Source organism: Vescimonas sanitatis (assembly GCF_049060325.1).
Taxonomy (GTDB): domain Bacteria; phylum Bacillota; class Clostridia; order Oscillospirales; family Oscillospiraceae; genus Vescimonas; species Vescimonas sanitatis.
Genome location: NZ_JBMGPW010000007.1, coordinates 22,751 through 42,055 on the forward strand (window position 1 = coordinate 22,751; position 19,305 = coordinate 42,055).

18 protein-coding genes are annotated in these 19,305 nt (G+C 62.5%); 8 read left to right on the top strand and 10 right to left on the bottom strand.

The window, feature by feature from the left end:
• Positions 1-108 precede the first annotated feature (108 nt).
• Positions 109-333, top strand: a complete 225-nt coding sequence (locus ACOMDU_RS09275; protein ID WP_421130049.1) for a hypothetical protein — start codon at positions 109-111, stop codon at positions 331-333.
• A 155-nt stretch (positions 334-488) separates the two neighbouring features.
• Here the strand turns inward: ACOMDU_RS09275 and ACOMDU_RS09280 are convergent, their stop codons facing one another.
• From ACOMDU_RS09280 to ACOMDU_RS09300, 5 genes are all read right to left on the bottom strand, one after another.
• Positions 489-1,256, bottom strand: coding sequence for an HpcH/HpaI aldolase family protein (locus ACOMDU_RS09280; RefSeq protein ID WP_421130050.1), 768 nt, complete (start codon positions 1,254-1,256; stop codon positions 489-491).
• A gap of 44 nt (positions 1,257-1,300) precedes the next feature.
• A complete protein-coding gene (locus ACOMDU_RS09285; protein ID WP_421130051.1) occupies positions 1,301-2,578 on the bottom strand; it encodes a GNAT family N-acetyltransferase in 1,278 nt (425 codons plus the stop codon).
• Positions 2,579-2,782: 204 nt separating this feature from the next.
• Positions 2,783-3,427, bottom strand: coding sequence for a CatB-related O-acetyltransferase (locus ACOMDU_RS09290; RefSeq protein WP_421130052.1), 645 nt, complete (start codon positions 3,425-3,427; stop codon positions 2,783-2,785).
• 16 nt (positions 3,428-3,443) lie between these two features.
• A complete protein-coding gene (locus ACOMDU_RS09295) occupies positions 3,444-5,351 on the bottom strand; it encodes a hypothetical protein (RefSeq protein WP_421130053.1) in 1,908 nt (635 codons plus the stop codon).
• 107 nt (positions 5,352-5,458) lie between these two features.
• Complete coding sequence (locus tag ACOMDU_RS09300; protein WP_421130054.1) at positions 5,459-5,989, bottom strand: hypothetical protein; 531 nt, start codon at positions 5,987-5,989, stop codon at positions 5,459-5,461.
• A gap of 128 nt (positions 5,990-6,117) precedes the next feature.
• Here ACOMDU_RS09300 and ACOMDU_RS09305 point away from each other — a divergent pair, with 128 nt between their 5' ends.
• Positions 6,118-7,485, top strand: coding sequence for a uracil-xanthine permease family protein (locus ACOMDU_RS09305; protein ID WP_421130055.1), 1,368 nt, complete (start codon positions 6,118-6,120; stop codon positions 7,483-7,485).
• A gap of 296 nt (positions 7,486-7,781) precedes the next feature.
• On the opposite strand, the gene ACOMDU_RS09310 is transcribed toward ACOMDU_RS09305, so the two are convergent.
• Positions 7,782-8,426 (bottom strand): MBL fold metallo-hydrolase, encoded by a 645-nt coding sequence (locus ACOMDU_RS09310; RefSeq protein ID WP_421130056.1) that lies wholly within the window; start codon positions 8,424-8,426, stop codon positions 7,782-7,784.
• Between the two features lie 145 nt (positions 8,427-8,571).
• On the opposite strand from ACOMDU_RS09310, the gene ACOMDU_RS09315 reads away from it, so the two are divergent.
• Together ACOMDU_RS09315 and ACOMDU_RS09320 are read left to right on the top strand one after the other, a co-directional pair.
• Positions 8,572-9,675 (top strand): SLC13 family permease, encoded by a 1,104-nt coding sequence (locus ACOMDU_RS09315; RefSeq protein ID WP_421130057.1) that lies wholly within the window; start codon positions 8,572-8,574, stop codon positions 9,673-9,675.
• Positions 9,676-9,718: 43 nt separating this feature from the next.
• Positions 9,719-10,660, top strand: a complete 942-nt coding sequence (locus ACOMDU_RS09320) for an AEC family transporter (RefSeq protein WP_421130058.1) — start codon at positions 9,719-9,721, stop codon at positions 10,658-10,660.
• Positions 10,661-10,687: 27 nt separating this feature from the next.
• Here ACOMDU_RS09320 and ACOMDU_RS09325 read toward each other — a convergent pair whose 3' ends face one another.
• Both ACOMDU_RS09325 and ACOMDU_RS09330 read right to left on the bottom strand, forming a co-directional pair.
• Positions 10,688-11,407, bottom strand: coding sequence for a TVP38/TMEM64 family protein (locus ACOMDU_RS09325; RefSeq protein ID WP_421130059.1), 720 nt, complete (start codon positions 11,405-11,407; stop codon positions 10,688-10,690).
• 120 nt (positions 11,408-11,527) lie between these two features.
• Positions 11,528-12,781: a chloride channel protein gene (locus ACOMDU_RS09330; RefSeq protein ID WP_421130060.1), complete on the bottom strand. Its 1,254-nt coding sequence runs from the start codon at positions 12,779-12,781 to the stop codon at positions 11,528-11,530.
• A gap of 232 nt (positions 12,782-13,013) precedes the next feature.
• On the opposite strand from ACOMDU_RS09330, the gene serC reads away from it, so the two are divergent.
• From serC to ACOMDU_RS09350, 4 genes are all read left to right on the top strand, one after another.
• Positions 13,014-14,105 carry a 3-phosphoserine/phosphohydroxythreonine transaminase gene (serC, locus tag ACOMDU_RS09335; protein WP_022135446.1) on the top strand — a complete coding sequence of 364 codons (1,092 nt, stop codon included), beginning with the start codon at positions 13,014-13,016 and terminating at the stop codon, positions 14,103-14,105.
• Positions 14,106-14,185: 80 nt separating this feature from the next.
• On the top strand, positions 14,186-15,091 hold the full coding sequence (locus ACOMDU_RS09340) for a D-2-hydroxyacid dehydrogenase (RefSeq protein WP_421130061.1): 906 nt from the start codon (positions 14,186-14,188) through the stop codon (positions 15,089-15,091).
• A gap of 448 nt (positions 15,092-15,539) precedes the next feature.
• On the top strand, positions 15,540-16,724 hold the full coding sequence (locus ACOMDU_RS09345) for an aminotransferase class I/II-fold pyridoxal phosphate-dependent enzyme (protein ID WP_421130062.1): 1,185 nt from the start codon (positions 15,540-15,542) through the stop codon (positions 16,722-16,724).
• On the top strand, positions 16,717-17,511 hold the full coding sequence (locus tag ACOMDU_RS09350; protein ID WP_421130063.1) for an SDR family oxidoreductase: 795 nt from the start codon (positions 16,717-16,719) through the stop codon (positions 17,509-17,511). The genes ACOMDU_RS09345 and ACOMDU_RS09350 overlap by 8 nt, the downstream gene beginning before the upstream one ends.
• 78 nt (positions 17,512-17,589) lie before the next feature.
• Here ACOMDU_RS09350 and proC read toward each other — a convergent pair whose 3' ends face one another.
• Entirely contained in the window at positions 17,590-18,387 is a 798-nt protein-coding gene (gene proC, locus ACOMDU_RS09355; RefSeq protein WP_421130064.1) for a pyrroline-5-carboxylate reductase, read from the bottom strand.
• Between the two features lie 330 nt (positions 18,388-18,717).
• Complete coding sequence (locus ACOMDU_RS09360) at positions 18,718-19,305, bottom strand: indolepyruvate oxidoreductase subunit beta (RefSeq protein WP_022134998.1); 588 nt, start codon at positions 19,303-19,305, stop codon at positions 18,718-18,720.

Sequence of the window (19,305 nt, forward strand, 5' to 3'; positions counted from 1 at the left end):
CAAAGCAGATTTTACATCCGTAGTCTTTGTCCGGTGTCGGAGGAATATACATCCGCCGCATATAATCGCGGTGAGATATACTATGAATATCGAGACCTTACTGAAGAAATGAAAAAACAGCTGGACTACATGATCGCCCAGCGCCGCTGCCCGCATCGACACCCCTGCGTCTCCTTCCATGATGAGGACACCCAGGACTATCTGGCCGCGGCGATCGCGGCACTTGGCCCGGACGCGCTGCGCACCTGCGGGAAAAACGACATGGTAGCCGACCTGCGCGGCTATATCGGCAGACGGGCCATCACCTTCCGTGCCTTAACGCCGTCTCCCTGACGCCCAACGCCTTCAACTGCCACTCCACTCAGGAGTACCTGAGCATCCGCGAATGTCGGTACTTCTACGACAAGATGGTAGAGCTGCTGGAAAAAATGAAGGATATGTAATATGCAGAGGACGGCGCCCCGTGGGGCGCCGTCCTCTTTTCTTCTTTATCCGCGGCAGGCGGCCAGCTGCGCCCGTACACCGGCGATCAGCATCGTGGCATCCAGTCCGATGGCCACGCCGTCGAAGCCCTGGGCCAGCCGTGCACCGGCGGCCGCACCGTCCCCGGCAAATATCAGGCAGGGTTTGCCCGCCTGGCGGCAGGCCTGTTGTATCCGCGTCAGGGCCGCCTTGAAGCGCTGCTCCTCAAAGGCCCCAGGCAGCCCCATAGAAATAGACAGATCGAAAGGACCGATAAAGATGCCGTCCACACCCTCCATCGCTGCGATATTCTCAATACCCGCCAGCGCCTCTATCGTCTCACACTGGGGGATCACCAGCGTCTCACCGTTGAAGTGCGCCATTGTCTCCAGTACGCCGGCCGGCGTATCGGTGCCCCAACCATCCTTCCGGGACGGGCAGAACCCCCTCTGCCCCACCGGGGCGTACTTGGCATAGTCCACCACACGCTTCACCTCCGCCGCGCCGTGCACATCCGGAACAATGATCCCCTGCACGCCAACGTCCAGCAGCTTCAAGATCGCCGGGCGGCTGATCTCCCGCACCCGGGCCAGGGGCGTGATGTTCCGCCTTTCCGCGGCGCACACCAGCCGGGCGGTGGTCTCCGCCTCAATGGGGCTGTGCTCATTGTCCAGAATGACAAAATCCAGCCCCGCACAGCCCAGACATTCCACCACGGCAGCACTGCCGGTACCCACGAATGTGCCCAGCGGCTTCTCGCCTCTGGCCAGCTTTTCCTTCAATATGTTCCGCATCTCTTGTTCTCCTGCGTTGTTTTCTATTTGTCAACCGCGGCAGCTCAATAATCCGCGTTCAGCCAGGGCTTCTGGACACAGTACAGCAGCTGCGCCAACTGCCGCGCCTTTTCGGCGTCATCTGCGGACGCCGCACCCAGCCGCAGCAGCGCCGCCAGACCGCAGGACCCCATCAGCAGCGCCGCCAGATCCCCCTGCCGGCAGATCACTGTCACGTCCGCGGTCCCCTCTGCCACGGCCCAGCGGCCATCGGAAAAGCCGATACGCAGCTCCTCCTCCCGGTCCGCCATCTCATCCCGATAGCGGAAGGCCGCCGTCAGCGTCCCCGCCGGGAAATTCCGATAGCCGGTCCGCCGCACGAAGTCCGCCCCGTCCGTCAGCTTGAACATGGTCCCCACGGCGGAAACATTGGTCTGCAAAAAGCCGTAGTCGATGTAGTTTCCGGACACGTCCTGCGGATCGCCCAGCAGATGGTGGAAATCCTCCTCCCCTGTCCGCAGTATCACTGTCTGGGCCAGATCCTCCTGCATCTGCAGGCCACCCAGCAGCGCCCGCAGCACCGTGCCGTTCTCATACACCAGTTCCTCCACGCTGAGCCGGTTTTGGGTATAGTTGCACGCACTGGCGCTTTCAAACCGATAGGCCGCGTAGCCTAACAGGCGTCCGCCGTCGTAATAACCCATACGGCGCACCTGAATATCCCCCCGGGCTCCGCGCAGCTCCTCGTCGAACTTCTCCACCATGCCATGGTTTCGGGCAGCAAAGCGCCGCTGGCAGTCCATCGCCTGGTCAAACTCCTCCGGCTGCAGCAGGCGCAGGTGCGCCCGCACCTCTCCGTCCAACCGCGGCAGTGCCCCGGTTGGCAGATGGTATTCATATAACTTCCCGCCAAAGCCGTAGCCCATCCGACGGTAAAAGCCGATGTTGAACGGCAGCAGCATGGTCAGCAGCGCGCCGTTTTCCCGTGCATAGCGCTCGGCATACCGTATCATATACAGCGCCGCGCCCTTCTTCTTGTGCAGGGGGTGTACCTCCAGCGCCATCACACCGCAGGCAGGCTGCATGACCCCAAAGAAGTTCATGGAGAACAGGATCAGCTTCATGGTGGCGATCAGTGTGCCGCCCTCAAACAGGCCCATCGTCCAAGTCTGGGTGTCCTCCCGCAGCTCCGTAAGATGCTTGCTCCGGTAGTGCGCCCGGCATTCCTCGTCCAGCGTCTTGTACGCCGGATAGGAATTGAGATAGATGTCCAGATACGCCTCTATGTCCGCCTCCGTCACCGGATGGACATCCCATGCGCGGTCCGCTGTCACATTACCCATAGGTTTCTCCTTTCTCGCCGTTCCGCAGTATGTTCTCCTTAGATTATACCTTTCCCCGGCCCGTTTCGCAACAGGCAGTTGAAAGCCCTCCGGCAGCTGCCGGAGGGCTCATTTCGTTGTCCGTATACACGTATCCCTCAGATACTCTTTTGCAGCAGGGTCAGAAAGTGGCCGGCGTGTACGCCTGGTCCACGGCCGCCGGCCTTATACCAACTTTTCCAGGGCGTCCAGATCGCCGGCCTGCAGCAGCGGGATAGCCCGCCGTACCTGCGCCTCCGGCCAGTCCCACCACCGCAGCTTCTCCAGCCGCGCGACAGTCTCCTCGTCATACCGCCTGCGGATGGGCTTGGCCGGCAGGCCGCCCACGATGGTGTAGGGCGGCACATCCTTTGTCACCACGGCGCGGCTGCCGATGATGGCGCCGTCGCCGATGGTAACGCCCGCCAGGATCACGGCCTCATAGCCGATCCATACGTCATTGCCCACCACGATATCCCCGTGGTTATCCCAGGCGGCGGCAATGTCCTCGCACGCCGTCCCCAGGTCCCACTCCTCGAACATGATGGGGAACGGGTAAGTAGACAGGCTGTTCAGCGTATGGTTGGCCGCGTTGAAGATAAACTTCGCCCCGCAGACGATGGAGCTGTACTTTCCGATGATCAGCCGGTCATGGTTGCACTCGGGATAGTGGTACAGCACGTTGTTCCGCTGGAAGTCCCGGGGGTCGTTGACAAAATCGTCATAGATGGTGTACGCCCCCACCTGTATGGCAGGATCTGTGACCACGTTCTGTAGGTACACGGTGCTGTGTCCCTGAGAACGGGGGTAAATTTTCCATTCCGGTATCATTGTTGCTCCTTTTGCTTTACAAAAGCTTCTCCCAGCGGGGCGTTCCCCATCCGGCGGTATCGAAGCACTCCCGCACAGCGCGGCACATCCATTCCAGCTTCTGCCGTATGGCGTCTGACTGGATCAGCAGCCCCGCCTCGTCCTCATGTACCATGAAATACTCCATGATCCGCGCCCGGTCCTCCTGTGCCGCCAGCTTGGCGTAGCTGTCCACAAAGTACACGCCCTCGCCGTTGTCGAACATGGTCCAGCGGGCGTCGTACCGGTCATAGTCACCGCTGTCGTTCCAATAGGTAAAGCCCGCCGGGTTCAGCGCATTCCAGTCATCCCAGTTGAAGGCGGTGTAATCGCGTGAGAGTATCTCGTTCTCCGTAGCGTGCCAGATCTCGTGGCAGACAGTGCCCTCCCGCATATAGTCGGCCTGCACGTCCAGTGCGATATACTGCCAGTCCGCCGAATCGTAGGTGCAGCCTACCACGCCATAGTCGCTGTCGATGTGAGCCACCAGCAGGAAGCACAGCCCGCCCTCACCGGCGCGGTTGCGGAACTGCGCCAGAAAGCCCTCCGGATACAGGGCAAAGCTGCGGTCCATCGCCGCCAGCACGGCGCGGACGCCGTTCAGCTCTGCTTCCGTGTCCATGGTGTCCGACAGAGTGATGGGATAGCTGCTCAGTTCTGCCGCCTCTCTGCACTGGGATGACAGCAGTATCCGCACGCCGTATCGCTGCTCCAACACATCCGCCTGCTGCCGCGCCTCCTGTAAGCTCTCTGCCACCGGCAGGCCGTTCAGGGCACCCCAATAGGCCTGCAGCAGTGTCTCATTCACCGTCAGCGGCGACGGGACGGGCACCGCTGACGCTACCGGCTCGAAGGTCAGCTGCGCCGGGTCTGTAACGTACAGCCGGAAGGCGCCGTTTTCATACATGCCGCCCACCAGCAGGCCTGCCTCCGGCAAAACGCAGCAGTCGTACATCTCTCCGGCAATACCGTTAGCCGTCAGGTCGCAGGCCGTGATGCTCTCCCCCACGTTATACAGCGTCGTGCGGCCCGTTCCCACACCGATCAGCTCCTCCGCATCGCCGACGGCGTACAGCGCGCCTCCCGCGTCCAGAAACAGCGAAGCATCGGCGAACCAGAACGTATCGCCGCTGCCGCACAGGGCGGAATATCCCATTTTATCGTTGTCAAAGGCCAGCAGGCTCATGCCGCCCGTCGGCGCCAACATCACCTGATACCGCTGCTCCTGCAGCAGGCTGATCGCCCCCGTCTCCGGGTCAAAGACCGCCGTACCGCAGACGCTGCCGTAGGGTGACAGGCGGAACAGGGCCGCCATCCGCCCGCTTGCCGCATCATAGGCCGTCAATTCCGCGAACCGCAGCTGTGACAGCGCCGTTACCGGCTGTGCCTCTCCTCCGGCTACGTTCTGACAATGCAGCACCCCGTCCCGCAGGAAGTAATAGCTCTCCCCGTCATATGAGAAAAAGCCATCCACGTTCTCCGCATCAAAGCTGCCTGTCTCCGTCAGCGCATCGTCCAGGAGCTTCCAACGATTCGTCTCCCGGTCGCACAGCGCAAATCCATGCGCCAGGGCCTGCCGCTTCGTATCCCAAACCCCATCCAGCGTGACCTCACGCTTCACGGTGTCCGCTTCCGCATCCACCAGCTGCACAGTGGTCCTGCCGCTCTCATAGTCCGCCCAGCTGATCAGCACCACGCTGCCGCCCGCCGGATACAGCCCGGACAGGGATGCCGGGCGGGTACATTCCAGTGTCTGCACCGGCTCGCGATCCACCTTCTCCCCCAGGCTGCACCCGGGCAGCAGCACCAAAAAACACAGCGCTGCCAGCAGAGCCGCCGTATACGACAGCAGACTCACCAGGCCCAGCAGACACAGCTTCTGTGCCAATGTCTTATTTGTTTTCACTTCAATACCTTCTTTCCACCGGAGGAGTATACCGCCATTGTCCCATGGCAGCCATTGCTTTTCCTTGCATTTCCTGCAACTTTCTTACAATTTTGCAAGACGGCCTCTTAGCGGAATAATTGATGCGCTGCATTCTCCCTCTCTGCAAATTCCGGCAGCTTCTTCGGCGGACCGTAATACGCCGCCAGTGCACGGAACTCCCGTCGAAAGGCTTCCCGAAGCTCCGTCTCTGTCAGCGCCAGATGCCCGGTGTTGGCGAGGATGGCCAGTCCGTAGGAATAATACGTCATATCCCGGTGAAAGGCCTGGGCCGTGACCTCGTCATAGCCGAATTCGTCCATGACGGTCCGGATGATCTCCGGCTCCAGCACGTCCTCCTGATGGCGGCCCGGCTGGTTGTCCTCCAGATATAGCCAGCGGAACAGCTGCTTTTCCTGGGCCGCGAACTGCACAAAGCCCATGCCGTAGCTGCTGTACCGACTATCGCACCCCTCATGCGCCCGCAGAGATTCCCGTACCCGCTGGGTATGCTGCTCGATGGCCCGCTGGGTCAGCGCAGACTTCAACTCCTCCATATTGCAGTACAGACACGCTGAAGCGCCCGTTTTTCGCCAGTGTCCGCAGGCATAAACACGCATGATCTGACCGCCCTCCGGCATCACCGGAGGGTGGTTTTGCGCCGCTTGGGCTGTTTGTGAGAAAACGGTTGAGTTTTCCGTTAAAAACGTGCTATACTGAGCACACTACGCACAAAGGAGACCACACCATGCGAAAGCTTGAATGCCGCCGGGAGGCGCTGTTTCAATACCGGGGCCTGCCACCTGTTGGCATAGCCGTATCCATGGCGCTGCAGCACCTGGTGGCTATGATCGTGGGCTGCGTGACCCCAGCCATCATCATTGCCAACGTGGCCGGACTGGCGCAGGACCAGCGGGTCCTGCTGATACAGGCATCGCTGGTCATGTCCGCCGTTACCACGCTGCTGCAACTGTTTCCCATCGGTGGGCGCTTCGGCGCGGGGCTGCCGGTGGTCTTCGGTGTCAGCTTCGCTTATCTGCCCAGTATGCAGGCCATCGTCTCCGGCAGCGGCGGGTTGGCCGCTGTGTCGGGCGCTATGATCGTGGGCGGCGCGGTGGCAGCACTGGTGGGCATCTTCATCAAGCCTATCCGCAGGCTGTTCCCGCCGGTCATTACCGGTACGGTAGTGTTCACCATCGGTCTGTCTCTGTACCCCACGGCCATCAACTATATGGCCGGCGGCACCGGCAACACATATGAAAGCGTTGTGGTGCAGCGGGGCCTGCCGGAAGCGCTGGTGTACGGATCCTGGCAGAACTGGGCTATTGCGGCGTTTACACTGGCGGTGGTGCTGGTGCTGACCAATCGCGGCAGGGGCATTTTTAAGCTGGCGTCCATTTTACTGGGTATTCTGGCGGGCTACGCCGTCGCTTTTGGGGCCGGGATGGTGGATCTGTCCGGCATCGCGGGGGCCGGGTGGTTCTCTCTGCCGGAATTTCTGCCCTTTGGCGTGACATTCGAACCCTCGGCGTGCGTCGCACTGGGGCTGTTGTTCGCCATCAACGCCATTCAGGCTATCGGCGACCTGACGGCCACCACCGTGGGCGGCATGGATCGGGAGCCCACCACGCAGGAGCTGCGGGGCGGCATCGCAGCCTATGGCGTCAGCAACATTCTGACAGCGCTGCTGGGCGGTCTTCCCACGGCGACATACTCCCAGAATGTGGGAATTGTAGCCACGAATAAAGTTGTAAATCGCAACGTTTTTGCGCTGACCGGCGCGTTTTTACTGCTTGCCGGTATCATTCCGAAATTTTCCGCCGTACTCACCACCATCCCGCAATGCGTGCTGGGCGGGGCCACGGCGGCGGTGTTTTCCACCATCGCCATGACCGGCATGAAGCTCATCGCCGCCGAGGGGCTGACCGCCCGAAACACCACGATCGTCGGGCTTTCCGCCGCACTGGGTGTGGGCATTTCCCAGGCGGCAGAGGCCCTGGCACAGTTCCCGGAGGCGGTGACGACCATCTTCGGAAAGTCCCCGGTGGTGGTGGCCACACTGATGGCCGTACTGCTCAATCTGGTGCTGCCGCGGGAGGAAAAAAGCGAGAAATAGTGCTTTCTTTTGATACATTTGCTTTACTTTTTCTGTACCCGCCCTGTACTCTTTGGTTCCCTTTTTGTGCTTTTTTTGTAAGCAAAATGCAGCAAAAATGAAGTGACGGCCCCCGGCTGACGCCGGGGGCCGCTAAGTGTCTTTTTTGCTCATCCGATCATCCCCCCCGGCTGACGCCGGGGGCCGCTGAATGTCTTTTTCGTTCGCTCGATCATCCTCCCCGGCTGGTGCCGGGGGCCGTCACCTCCACCGTCTGGTCGGCATCGGCTGACGCCGGGGCGGAATTCTGTACGGGGTCATTGGCGGATCAGCTGCACGGCGGAGATGTCCGCCGGCAGGGCGGCGGCAAAGGCCGCGCCGTCCGTCCTCTCCCCCACGATACAGCCGTAGTGGGTGGGGACGGCGATCTGCGGGCGGAGGGCGGCCGCCAGACCGGCGGCCTGGGCGGCGGTCATGGTGTAGGTGCCGCCCACCGGCAGGAAGGCGACGTCACACGACACGGACCGTGCATCGGGGGTATCGTCGGTATCGCCGGCCACATAGACCCGCCGGCCCTCCAGCGTGACCACATAGCCTACCCAGCGGTTCCCGCGGGGGTGGAAGGGCTTGCCGAGGTTATAGGCGAACACGGCGGTGAAGGGCAGGCCCTGCACGGTGTACGCCTCTCCGGGCCGCACCGGCAGCAGCTGCGCCGAGGCAAAGCCGGCCTGCAGCGCCGCCGCCACACACGTCTCCGGCAGCACCAGCACCGCGTCGGGCTTCATCACCCGGCGGATATCCTCCGGGGAGAAGTGGTCATAGTGGTCGTGGGTGACGAATACCACGTCCGCATCGCAGGGCGCGTCCGCCACGCGGAAGGGGTCGAACCACACCGTCATCGCGCCGGCATAGCGGATGCTGCTGTGGCAGTTGATGGAAAAACGGCTCAAGATGTCATCCATGGAGCACCTCCCTTTTCTGTATCGCTTTCAGTATAGCACAGGCAGCGGAAAAGGGCAAGAAAGCCGGGGCGAACCCTTGCGTTTCCGGCCAAAATATGGTAAGGTAACAGCCGTTGAGTCGTATCGTGCGGAGGTGCATACATACATGAAAGTTCTCCAGTGGTGCCGCGCCAACGCCATGCCGGTGATCGCGGTGCTGGCGGCGGCCGTCACCGCCGTATTCGTGCCGCCGGACAGCGCCTATCTCGGGTACTACGACGTGAAGACGCTCTCATGCCTGTTCTGCATACTGGCGGTGGTGTGCGCCCTGCGGGGCGCGGGACTGTTCCCCCTGCTGGCGCAGCGGCTGGTGCGGGCGTTTCACACGGCCCACAGCGCCGTGACGGCGCTGGTTGTCGTTACGCTGATCGGCTCCATGCTGCTGACCAACGACACGGCGCTGCTGACGTTTCTGCCCCTGAGCTGGTTCGTGCTGGAGGGCACAGGGCAGACGAAGCACACGGCGCTGACGTTCATATTGCAGAACTGCGCCGCCAATCTGGGCGGGATGCTGACGCCCTTCGGCAATCCGCAGAACCTATACCTATTTAATCATTATACGATCCCCAATGGGGAGTTCCTGACCATCATGCTGCCGCCGTTCCTGCTGTCCACGGCGCTGATCCTGGCGTGCTGCCTGCTGATTCCCCGGGAGACACTGACGGTACCGGCGCAGGAGACGCCGGTGGACAAGCGCCGGTGCATCGTGTACGGCGTACTGTTCTGCACGGCTGCGGCCATGGTGCTGCGCGGCATACCGTATTGGCTGGGGCTGGCCGCCATCACGGCGGCGCTGCTGGTGCTGGACCGCCGGGCGCTGCTGAGCGTGGACTGGGGGCTGCTGGTGACGTTCGCGGCGTTTTTCACCTTCTCGGGCAATATGGCCCGGATAGAGCCTGTGCGGACACTGTTCCGGCAGCTGCTGGCCCACGGGGCCATGCCGGTGGCGGCGCTGACCAGTCAGGTCATCAGCAATGTGCCCGCGGCCATACTGCTCAGCCAGTTTACCGACGATTACCCGGCGCTGCTGGTGGGGGTGAACATCGGCGGGGCGGGGACGCTGGTGGCGTCGCTGGCCAGCCTGATCACCTTCCGGGAGTATACGAAGCACGTCAAAGGACAGACCGGACGGTTCCTGGCACTGTTCTCCGCCGTCAGCTTCGGCTTTTTGGCCGTGCTGCTGGCAGCCATGACGTTTTTGACGCAATAGACCGTGCGCCGGGGCTGCACGGGGGAAAGGAGGCCGATGGGTCATGCTCAGCAATCTGCAAGTCTGCTTTAACGCCGTGATGCCCCTGTTTCTTATTATGGGACTGGGCTACGGGGTCAAGTGTCTGGGCGGTATCCGGGTGGAGGACGTGCCCGGACTGAACAAGATGGCGTTCCGGTTCTTCATGCCGGTAATGCTGTTCTGGAACCTGTACACCTCCACCATCGACCAGGCGGTGCAGCCGAAGCTGCTGCTGTTCGCCGTGGGGGCCACGCTGGTGATGTACGGCCTGTCCCTGGCCATCGTGCTGCCCACGGAGAAGGACCACGAAAAGCAGGGCGTGAAGATACAGGGTATGTACCGCAGCAACCTGGCCATTATCGGCCTGCCGCTGGCCACGGTGCTGGTGCCCGGAGCGGACATGGGACCGGTGGCCATGCTGGCGGCCATCATCGTACCGCTGTTCAACGTGCTGGCGGTCATCACCCTGACGGCGTTCCGGGGCGAGAGACTGCCCGCCGGAAGGCTCATCAAAATGGTGGCCACCAATCCGCTGATCCTGGGTTCCGCCGTGGGGCTGGTGTTCCTGGGCACCGGCTGGAGGCTGCCTACGGCGCTGGAGTCGGCGGTGCACCAGGTGGCCGCCATGACCAGCCCGTTCATGCTGTTCCTGCTGGGGGCCTTCTTCCGGTTCAGCGGCCTGCGCCGGTACCGGAGGGACCTGATCGAGGTGTGTGTGGTGCGGCTGTTCCTGATGCCGGCGCTGCTGCTGACGGCGGCGTTTCTGATCGGCATACGGGGCGTGGGCTTCGCGGGACTGATCAGCGTGTTCGCCAGTGCCACGGCCATCGCCTCCTTCACCATGACACAGCAGATGGGCGGCAACGCGGAGCTGGCTGGGGACATCGTGGTGTCCACCAGCGCGCTGTGCATCGTGACCATGTTCGCCTGGTCGGTGCTGTTCAAGGCACTGGGCGCGTTCTGAGGCTGAAAAAGATACAAGACCGACGGCTCAGCCGTCGGTCTTTGTGTTATCCGGTTTTTGTCCGTGCCGACGGCAGACGGCGCGGTAGATCACATAGCCCACACCCGCCACAGCCAGGGCGAGAGCGAAGGCAATGACCGCCGCCCGGTAGTTCTGCTCCCCCAGGGCGCTGCCGCCCACGGTGGAGGTGACGATGGAGGGCAGGCGGCCCACTGTGGCGATCAGCAGCCAGGTCCCCCACGGCAGGTCCGTCAGGCCCGCGAAGTAGCACAGCAGGTCCTTGGGCGTACCGGGAACGGTGAAGATCAGCCAGAACAGGGCGGTGCGCTTGGGGGAGGTATGGAGGAGAAAATGGAGCTTTTCCAGCTTGTCCGCCGGGAAGAACACCTCCACCAGACCGCGGCCCCAGCGGCGGACCAGGGCAAAGACGGTCACGCTGCCCAGCACGGCACCGAGCAGGCACAGGGCCGTGCCCGCCCAGGCGCCGAAGGCGTAGCCCCCGGCGATCTCCAGCGGCTCGCCGGGGATAATGGCCACCAGCACCTGCAGAAACACCATGGCCGCGTAGGCCAGCGGCCCCCAGGCGCCGTGGCCGTCTACCCAGGCGCGAAACTGCTCCGGCTGGCGGGCAAAGCGGACCATGGGCCGCCCCACGAACCAGGCCAGCGCCGCCGACAGCAGAACGAATATGACGATGGCCAGTACGGACAGCGTTTTTTTCTGTTGTTCGGTCAGCGTGCGCTTCACGGGCGATACCTCTTTTTCTTGTACTACCCGCAGGATACCACGATTTTCGGAAAATCATGTGAACGAAACGTTAAGATTTGCTTATAAAATGTCAGCCCCCGGGTTCCCGGGGGCTGCATTTTACTCATGAGTATGCACATTGATAAACTCCGCCTTCAGCTTGGAGTAGAGGATGGTCTGGCTGCTGTAGAGCCCGCAATAGCCGGAGAGCAGGTAGCTGAGGGCGCAGGCAGCGGCGAAATAGACCAGACCGCCGGAGCCGAAGAGCTCGATGCTGAGGATAACGGAGGCGATGGGGCAGTTCACCGCGCCGCAGAACACGGACACCAGGCCGATGGCGGCGGCAAAGGCGGGCGGCAGGCCCAGCAGTCCGCCGAACACGCAGCCGAAGGTCGCGCCCACGAAGAACGACGGCACCACCTCGCCGCCCTTGAAGCCGCAGCCGATGGTGACGGCGGTGAAGGCCAGCTTCAACAGCCAGGCCCAGGGGTCCGCCTGGCCGGACAAGGCGCGCGCCACCACATCCATGCCCGCGCCGTTATAGTCCGTAGTACCCAGCAGCAGCGTGGCGGCTACGATCACGCAGCCGCCCGCGGCGGCACGGAGGAAGGGATCCTTCAGGACACGGGCGGCCAGGTGCTCGGTGATGTGCAGGCCGCGGCAGAAGAGGATACTCACCAGAGCGCAGCCCACAGCCAGCACCGCCACAAGGCCCAGGGTGGGCCAGGCCAGCGCCGGCATGGCCACGGTGAAGCGGGTGGGCTCCACGCCCATGAGGAGAGCGATGTAGTAGCCGGTCAGAGAGGCGGTGATGCAGGGCAGCAGCCCGGCGTAGTACAGCACACCCACGCTGATGACCTCCAGAGCGAAGATGGTGGCCGTCAGGGGTGTGCCGAAGAGGGCGGAGAACACGCCCGCCATGCCGCAGAGGGTGGCCAGGGGCAGGTCCTTCTCCCCCAGGCGCAGCAGCGTGCCGGTGCGGTAGCCGATGCCGCCGCCGATCTGGAGCGCCGCGCCCTCGCGGCCGGCGCTGCCGCCGCACAGGTGGGTGATGACTGTGGAGACGAAGATCAGCGGCACCAGAAGGGTGGGTATTTTTTTGCCGAAGTGGACGGACTCGATGACGGCGTTGGTGCCCGCGCCCTCCAGCCGGCACAGCCTGTACAGCAGGGCGATGACCACGCCGCCCAGGGGCAGCAGGTACAAAATCCAAGAGTGGGCCAGGCGGACGTTGGTGGCACAGTCGACGCCCAGGTGGAACAGCGCGCCCACGAAGCCGCCCACGCCGCCCACCAGTGCGCCCACCGCCAGCCATTTCAGCAGGGCAGTGACGTACAGACTGTAGTGTGTGATGCGCTCCTTTACCTTCTCCATGGCCGTGCCGCCTCCTGTAACGTTCTCTTTGCAGACGATTATTCTACCATCTATGCGGGAGTGTGTCAAACCCTGTCGGATAAACTTTCAGCAGGGCTGAAAAATTTTCAGTTTATCTGACTTTTTTTCATTTTCCCTGTTGATTATGGCGCGGTGTTGCCGTATACTATATATTACCAAACGCAAAAGGCACAAGGAAGACCCAACAATATACAAATAGGAGGAAAACCACATGAAATACGGTCGTACTTTTAATTTCTCCGCCGGTCCCGCCATGATGCCGGAGCCCGTGCTGGAGGAGATCCGCGACGAGATGATGAACTACCGCGGCAGCGGTATGTGCGTCATGGAGATGAGCCATCGCTCCAAGGTGTTCCAGCAGATCATCGACGAGGCCGAGGCCGATCTGCGCGAGCTGATGAACATCCCCGACAACTACAAGGTGCTGTTCATCCAGGGCGGCGCTACCCTGCAGTTCGCCGCTGTGGCGTGGAACCTGATGAAGAACGGCAAGGCCGTGTACATCGAGACCGGCGCGTGGTCCAAGAAGGCCATTGCCGAGGCTAAGAAGTACGGCGAGGTCATCGTAGCCGCCTCCTCCAAGGATAAGAATTACAGCTATATCCCCGACTGCTCCGATCTGGACATCCCCGAGGACACCGACTATGTGTACATCTGCGAGAACGAGACCATCCACGGCGTGACCTGGAACAAGCTGCCCAACACCAAGGGCCATGTGCTGGTGTCCGACCAGTCCTCCATGTTCCTGAGCAAGCCCTGCAACGTGTCCGACTACGGCATGATCTACGCCGGCGTGCAGAAGAACGTGGGCCCCGCCGGCATGGTGGTGGTCATCATCCGCGAGGATCTGATCCGCGAGGACATCGACCCCAAGATGCCCGTCTACATGAGCTACAAGACCCATGCCGACAACGGCTCCATGTACAACACCCCCAACTGCTGGGCGATCTACTGCTGCGGCAAGGTGTTCAAGTATCTCAAGAGCATCGGCGGCCTGGAGGAGATGCACAAGCGCAACATCGCCAAGGCCAAGGTCATCTATGACTTCCTGGATCAGTCCAAGATGTTCAAGGGCACCGTGGAGCCGGAGTTCCGCAGCCTGATGAATATCCCCTTCGTCACCGAAAGCGCCGAGCTGGACGCCGAGGTGGTGGCCGCCACCAAGGCCGCCGGTTACGACAACCTGAAGGGCCACAAGTCCGTGGGCGGCCTGCGCGCCAGCGTGTACAACGCCATGCCCATCGAGGGCGCCCAGGCGCTGGTGGAGTTCCTGAAGAAGTTTGAGGCCGAGCACACCAAGTAAAACCTGTTAAAGGGGGAGCAAGCTCCCCCTTTAATGGCAAATTCCGACAACAAAACGTATTTTAAAAGGAGAGTATTACCATGCGTATTCTGGTTACTGACGGTATGGATAAGACCGCGATGGCGGAGCTGCGTGAAATGGGTCACGAGGTCGTGGAGCAGTTCTATGAGCCCGATCAGCTGGGCAAGGCGCTGCGTGATTTCGACGTGGTGGTGGTCCGTTCCAAGACCAAGGTCCGCGCCAACCACATCGACGAGGCCAAGGGCAGCCAGCTGAAGCTGATCATCCGCGGCGGCGTGGGCGTGGACAACATCGACGTGGACTACGCCAAGGCCAACGGCATCGACGTGAAGAACACCCCCAAGGCCTCCTCCCAGTCCGTGGCGGAGCTGGCTATGGGCCATATGTTCTCCTGCGCCCGCTACATCTCCATCGCCGGCCACACCATGCGTGAGGACAAGTGGGAGAAGAAGGCCTACGGCAAGGGCATTGAGCTGCAGGGCAAGACCCTGGGTATCGTGGGCTTCGGCCGCATCGGCCAGCACCTGGGCGTGATGGCCAAGGCCATCGGCATGAAGGTCGTGGCGTTCGACATCTTCCACATCCCCGGCATCGAGGAGCAGCTGGGCATCCCCTATGTGGAGATGGATGAGCTGCTGGCCATGTCCGACTTCGTATCCGTGCACGCCCCCGCTGTGGACGGTGGCGCTCTGATCTCCGCCGAGAACATCGCCAAGATGAAGGACGGCGTGGTGGTCATCAACACCTCCCGCGGCACCAACGTGGACGAGGCCGCCCTGCTGGCCGCCCTGGAGTCCGGCAAGGTGCGCGCCGCCGGTCTGGATGTGTACGCCGACGAGCCCGCCACCAACAAGGCGCTGTACAGCCATCCCATGGTGTCCTGCACGCCCCACATCGGCGCTGCCACCAACGAGGCCCAGAAGCGCATCGGCGCGGAGATCGTGGACATTATCAAGGCCATGTGACCTGCTGAAAAGCATATAAAAAAGAGACTGCTTTCGCAGTCTCTTTTTTTGCGCTTTTCTTTTGGCAGGCTGTGTCTCCGGGTGGAGCACAGCGCCGTTTTCTTTGTACACCCCTTAGATGCGCGCAGGGCAAAAAAGGTTCCATGGCTTTTGAAAGAATTTTTCTGTCCGTTTTTTTGGACAGCAGCCTTGCTATGATGGGGAAAACACAGCAAGGAGGACGTTTTTATGACAGCCATCACGATGATCTGCACGGTGTGCGGGGCGGCGGCGCTGAGCCGGGGCATTCTGCGGCTGCTGGACGTTATCGACGGACAGGAACGCTGACGCAAGTAGACGTTGACAAGTTTTCTATCTGCCTATATAATATTTTCATTCAAAAAAAGCGATATCAGCTTGTTAAGTTCCCGTTAATGCTAATATTCTATATCAGATAGAGAGGTCTTGTATGGATATCTTTGAGAAGTGCTTTGCGCCGTCCCTGGCGGGGGAATTGAAGGAAAAGGGCGTGTACCCCTACTTTCACGCCCTGCAGTCCCGGCAGGATGTGGAGGTGCAGATGGAGGGCAAGCGCCGCATCATGCTGGGCTCCAACAACTATCTGGGACTGACTACGGACCCGGAGGTCATCGAGGCCGGCATCCGGGCGCTGGAGCAGTACGGCACCGGGTGCTCCGGGTCGCGGTTCCTCAACGGCACGCTGGAGATGCATCTGGAGCTGGAGGCGGAGCTGGCGAGGTTCCTGCGGAAGCCGGGGGTGGTGACCTTCGGCACCGGGTTCCAGTCCAACGTGGGCATTATCTCCGCGCTGGTGGGGCGGCACGACTACGTGATCTGTGACCGGGAGAACCACGCCAGCATCTACGCCGGGTGCCAGCTGTCCTACGGCAAAATGCTGCGCTATCGCCACAGCGACATGGCGGAGCTGGAAAAGTGCCTGCAGAAGGTGCCGGAGACGGCCGGAGCGCTGATCGTCACCGACGGTGTGTTCTCCATGGGCGGCGACATCGCCAAGCTGCCGGAGATCTGCGCCCTGGCGAAGCAGTACGGCGCACGGGTCATGGTGGACGACGCTCACGGGCTGGGCGTGCTGGGCGAGGGCGGCCGGGGCACGGCCAGCTACTTTGGCCTGGAGGACCAGGTGGACGTGTACATGGGGACCTTCTCCAAGTCGCTGGCGTCGCTGGGCGGCTATATGGCCGCCAGCGCGGAGGTGGCGGATTTCGTGCGGCACGCATCGCGGCCGTTCATCTTCTCGGCGTCCATCCCGCCGGCCAACTGCGCCACGGCGCTCTCGGCCCTGCGGAAGCTGGAGGCGCATCCGGAGCTGCCGGAGCGCCTGCGTGCCCTGAGTCTGTATGCCCGGAAGGGGCTGACGGACCGGGGACTGACCATCCGGCCCTCGGCGCTGGAGGCGCCTACGCCTATCATCCCCATCTACACCTATGAGACGTACCGGACGCTGCGGGTAGCGGCGGAGATCTATGACCGGGGCGTATATGTGAACCCCACGCTGCCGCCGGCCACGCCGGAGGGTGAGGCACTGCTGCGGACCAGCTATATGGCCACCCACACGGAGGCCCTGCTGGACGAGGCCATGGACATCATCGGGGAGGTGATGGCCCGTGAGTAAGGTCGCTGTCGTCACCGGCGGCACCTCCGGCATCGGACGGGCTACCGCCCTGGCGCTGAAGGACGCGGGCTATACCGTGTATGAGCTGTCCCGCCGGGCGGAGGGCGTGGAGGGTCTGCACCACATCTCCGCCGACGTGACGGACCAGCAGGCCGTCAACGATGCCGTGGCGCAGATCATGGCGGCGGAGGGGCACATCGACGTGCTGGTGAACAACGCGGGCTTCGGCATCTCCGGGGCTATCGAGTTCACGGAGACGGCGGAGGCTAAGGCGCTGTTCGACGTCAACTTCTTCGGCATGGTGAACATGAACCGGGCCGTGGTGCCCCTGATGCGGCAGGCGGGCCGGGGAAGGATCGTGAACCTGAGCTCCGTGGCCGCACCGGTGCCCATCCCCTTCCAGGCCTATTACTCCGCCACCAAGGCGGCTGTCAACGCCTACACCATGGCGCTGGCCAACGAGCTGCGGCCCTTCGGCGTAACGGTATGCGCCGTGATGCCGGGGGATATCCACACGGGCTTTACCGCCGCGCGGCGGAAGGTCAGCGCCGGGGACGACATCTATCAGGGACGCATTTCCCGGTCCGTGAAACGCATGGAGCACGATGAGGAGACGGGCATGGACCCGGCCAAGGCCGGGGCGTACATCGCCAGCGTAGCCATGCGGGAGGGACACCACCACCCGCTGTACGCCATACGCTTCGACTACAAGTTCTTCACCTTCCTGGCCAAGGTGCTGCCGGCACGGTTTTTGAACTGGCTCATCTACTGCCTGTACGGAAAATAAGGACAAAGGCCCTCCCCGGTGGGGAGGGCCTTTCTTTACACGATACGCCGCCCCCGGCTGAGCCGGGGGCGGCGTGGTTCACTTCTTCAGCTGAAGGGTCTTTTCGTAGGCGGCAATGACGGCGTTCATGGCGGCGGCGCGGAGGCCGCCCTCCTCCAGCGCGCGGACACCGGCAATGGTGGTGCCACCGGGGGAACAGATCTCGTCCTTCATCTGCCCGAAGGGCTTGCCGCTCTCCAGGGCCAGCCGGGCCGCGCCCAGCAGCATCTGGGCCGCAAAGGTATTGGCCTTGTCACGGGGCAGGCCGCAGGTGACGGCACCGTCGGCCAGTCCCTCCATGAACAGGCAGGCAAAGGCACCGCCGCAGCCGGCCACGGCGCTGCCCGCGTCGATCAGGTGCTCCGGCAGAGCCTCCAGCCGCCCGGAGGCGGCCATGTCCGCCAGGAAGGCGTCCAGCTGTGGTTTCGTCAGCAGGGCGTTGGCATCGTACAGCGTCAGCCCCGCCCCCACGGCGCAGGCGGTGTTGGGCATGATACGCAGGATGGGGCAGCCGGGAGCAGCCTGCTCCAGCGCGGCGATGGTGACGCCGGCGGCCATGGACACCAGCACGGGCTTGTCCGTCCGCTGTGCCAGCGTGGGGGCCAACTGGGCCAGCACGCCGGCGATGAGGTTGGGCTTGACGCCCAGGAAGATATAGTCACAGGCAGCGGCGATGTGGGCAGCGGTGTCCGCCCGGGCTCCCAGCTCTGCTGCCAGGGTCTCCGCCTTGGCGGGCGTGCGGTTGTTGAGATACACATCTGAGGGAGAGACTTCCCTGACCAGGGCGCGGGCCAGCGCCCCGCCCATGTTGCCGGTGCCGATAAAGCCATAGGTCATGGTGATACACCTCGTTCCTGATTTTTTGTCCATTATAATGCAGCGCGAGACGGAGTGCAACAAATAAATTCCCGCGGCGGGAGTTTCGCCGCCGCGGTGAGGACGAGGGACCCCTCATCCGGCGCTGCGCGCCACCTGTCTCCCTGCGGGTCGGTCGGTCCGCGGGTCTGACACGCCACCGGCGTGTCATTCAACACCGCGGACCCCCAAGGGGAAGGCGAATGGGGGCGTCCTTCAGGGGTGCCTGTCTTCCCCGCTGATCCTCAGATGAAGGCTTGGGGTAGGTGCAAAAAAGGACCGCCGGAAGGCGGTCCTTTTTGCGGTATCGGTTTACTTAGCGGCCTTGGCGGCTTCACGGCCGGCGCGGAAGGCCTTGAGGTTCAGCTCCTTGACCTTGGCGGGGACCGTCTCGGCCACGACCTGCTCCCAGTCGATCTCGGGGCAGCCCAGGGAGTCACACATGGCACCGAAAAGCACCACGTTCATGCACTTGGGATTGCCCAGCTCAATGGCGATATCGCTGGCGGGGACGGCGATGGTTTTAAAGTTCTTCTGCATGGCCTCGATGCAGCCCTCGGGATACGCCTCGGCACCGGAGGCGATGGTGGTGGACTTGATGGCGTAGTCATTGATGACGGCCACGCCGTTGGGGTTCAGGAACTCCGCATAGCGGACAGCCTCCATTTTCTCCAGCGCCACCATGATATCGGCCTCGCCCTTGCCGAACACGGGGCCGTAGACCTTCTTGCCCCAGCGGACCTGGGTGGACACGGAGCCGCCGCGCTGGGCCATGCCGTGGACTTCGCTCTGCTTGACATCGTAACCGGCCTTCATAAAGCCGTTGGACATGATCTTAGAGATCAGGATGGCGCCCTGACCGCCAACGCCGACCAACAGGCAGCTTTTCACATCGTTCAT

Excerpts from the sequence above, each read along its gene's own strand:
- ACOMDU_RS09275 (WP_421130049.1), top strand. The coding sequence starts at position 109 with ATGAAAAAACAGCTGGACTACATGATCGCCCAGCGCCGCTGCCCGCAT.
- ACOMDU_RS09280 (WP_421130050.1), bottom strand. The coding sequence starts at position 1,256 with ATGCGGAACATATTGAAGGAAAAGCTGGCCAGAGGCGAGAAGCCGCTG.
- ACOMDU_RS09285 (WP_421130051.1), bottom strand. The coding sequence starts at position 2,578 with ATGGGTAATGTGACAGCGGACCGCGCATGGGATGTCCATCCGGTGACG.
- ACOMDU_RS09290 (WP_421130052.1), bottom strand. The coding sequence starts at position 3,427 with ATGATACCGGAATGGAAAATTTACCCCCGTTCTCAGGGACACAGCACC.
- ACOMDU_RS09300 (WP_421130054.1), bottom strand. The coding sequence starts at position 5,989 with ATGCGTGTTTATGCCTGCGGACACTGGCGAAAAACGGGCGCTTCAGCG.
- ACOMDU_RS09305 (WP_421130055.1), top strand. The coding sequence starts at position 6,118 with ATGCGAAAGCTTGAATGCCGCCGGGAGGCGCTGTTTCAATACCGGGGC.
- ACOMDU_RS09310 (WP_421130056.1), bottom strand. The coding sequence starts at position 8,426 with ATGGATGACATCTTGAGCCGTTTTTCCATCAACTGCCACAGCAGCATC.
- ACOMDU_RS09315 (WP_421130057.1), top strand. The coding sequence starts at position 8,572 with ATGAAAGTTCTCCAGTGGTGCCGCGCCAACGCCATGCCGGTGATCGCG.
- ACOMDU_RS09320 (WP_421130058.1), top strand. The coding sequence starts at position 9,719 with ATGCTCAGCAATCTGCAAGTCTGCTTTAACGCCGTGATGCCCCTGTTT.
- ACOMDU_RS09330 (WP_421130060.1), bottom strand. The coding sequence starts at position 12,781 with ATGGAGAAGGTAAAGGAGCGCATCACACACTACAGTCTGTACGTCACT.
- serC (WP_022135446.1), top strand. The coding sequence starts at position 13,014 with ATGAAATACGGTCGTACTTTTAATTTCTCCGCCGGTCCCGCCATGATG.
- ACOMDU_RS09340 (WP_421130061.1), top strand. The coding sequence starts at position 14,186 with ATGCGTATTCTGGTTACTGACGGTATGGATAAGACCGCGATGGCGGAG.
- ACOMDU_RS09345 (WP_421130062.1), top strand. The coding sequence starts at position 15,540 with ATGGATATCTTTGAGAAGTGCTTTGCGCCGTCCCTGGCGGGGGAATTG.
- proC (WP_421130064.1), bottom strand. The coding sequence starts at position 18,387 with ATGACCTATGGCTTTATCGGCACCGGCAACATGGGCGGGGCGCTGGCC.
- ACOMDU_RS09360 (WP_022134998.1), bottom strand. The coding sequence starts at position 19,305 with ATGAACGATGTGAAAAGCTGCCTGTTGGTCGGCGTTGGCGGTCAGGGC.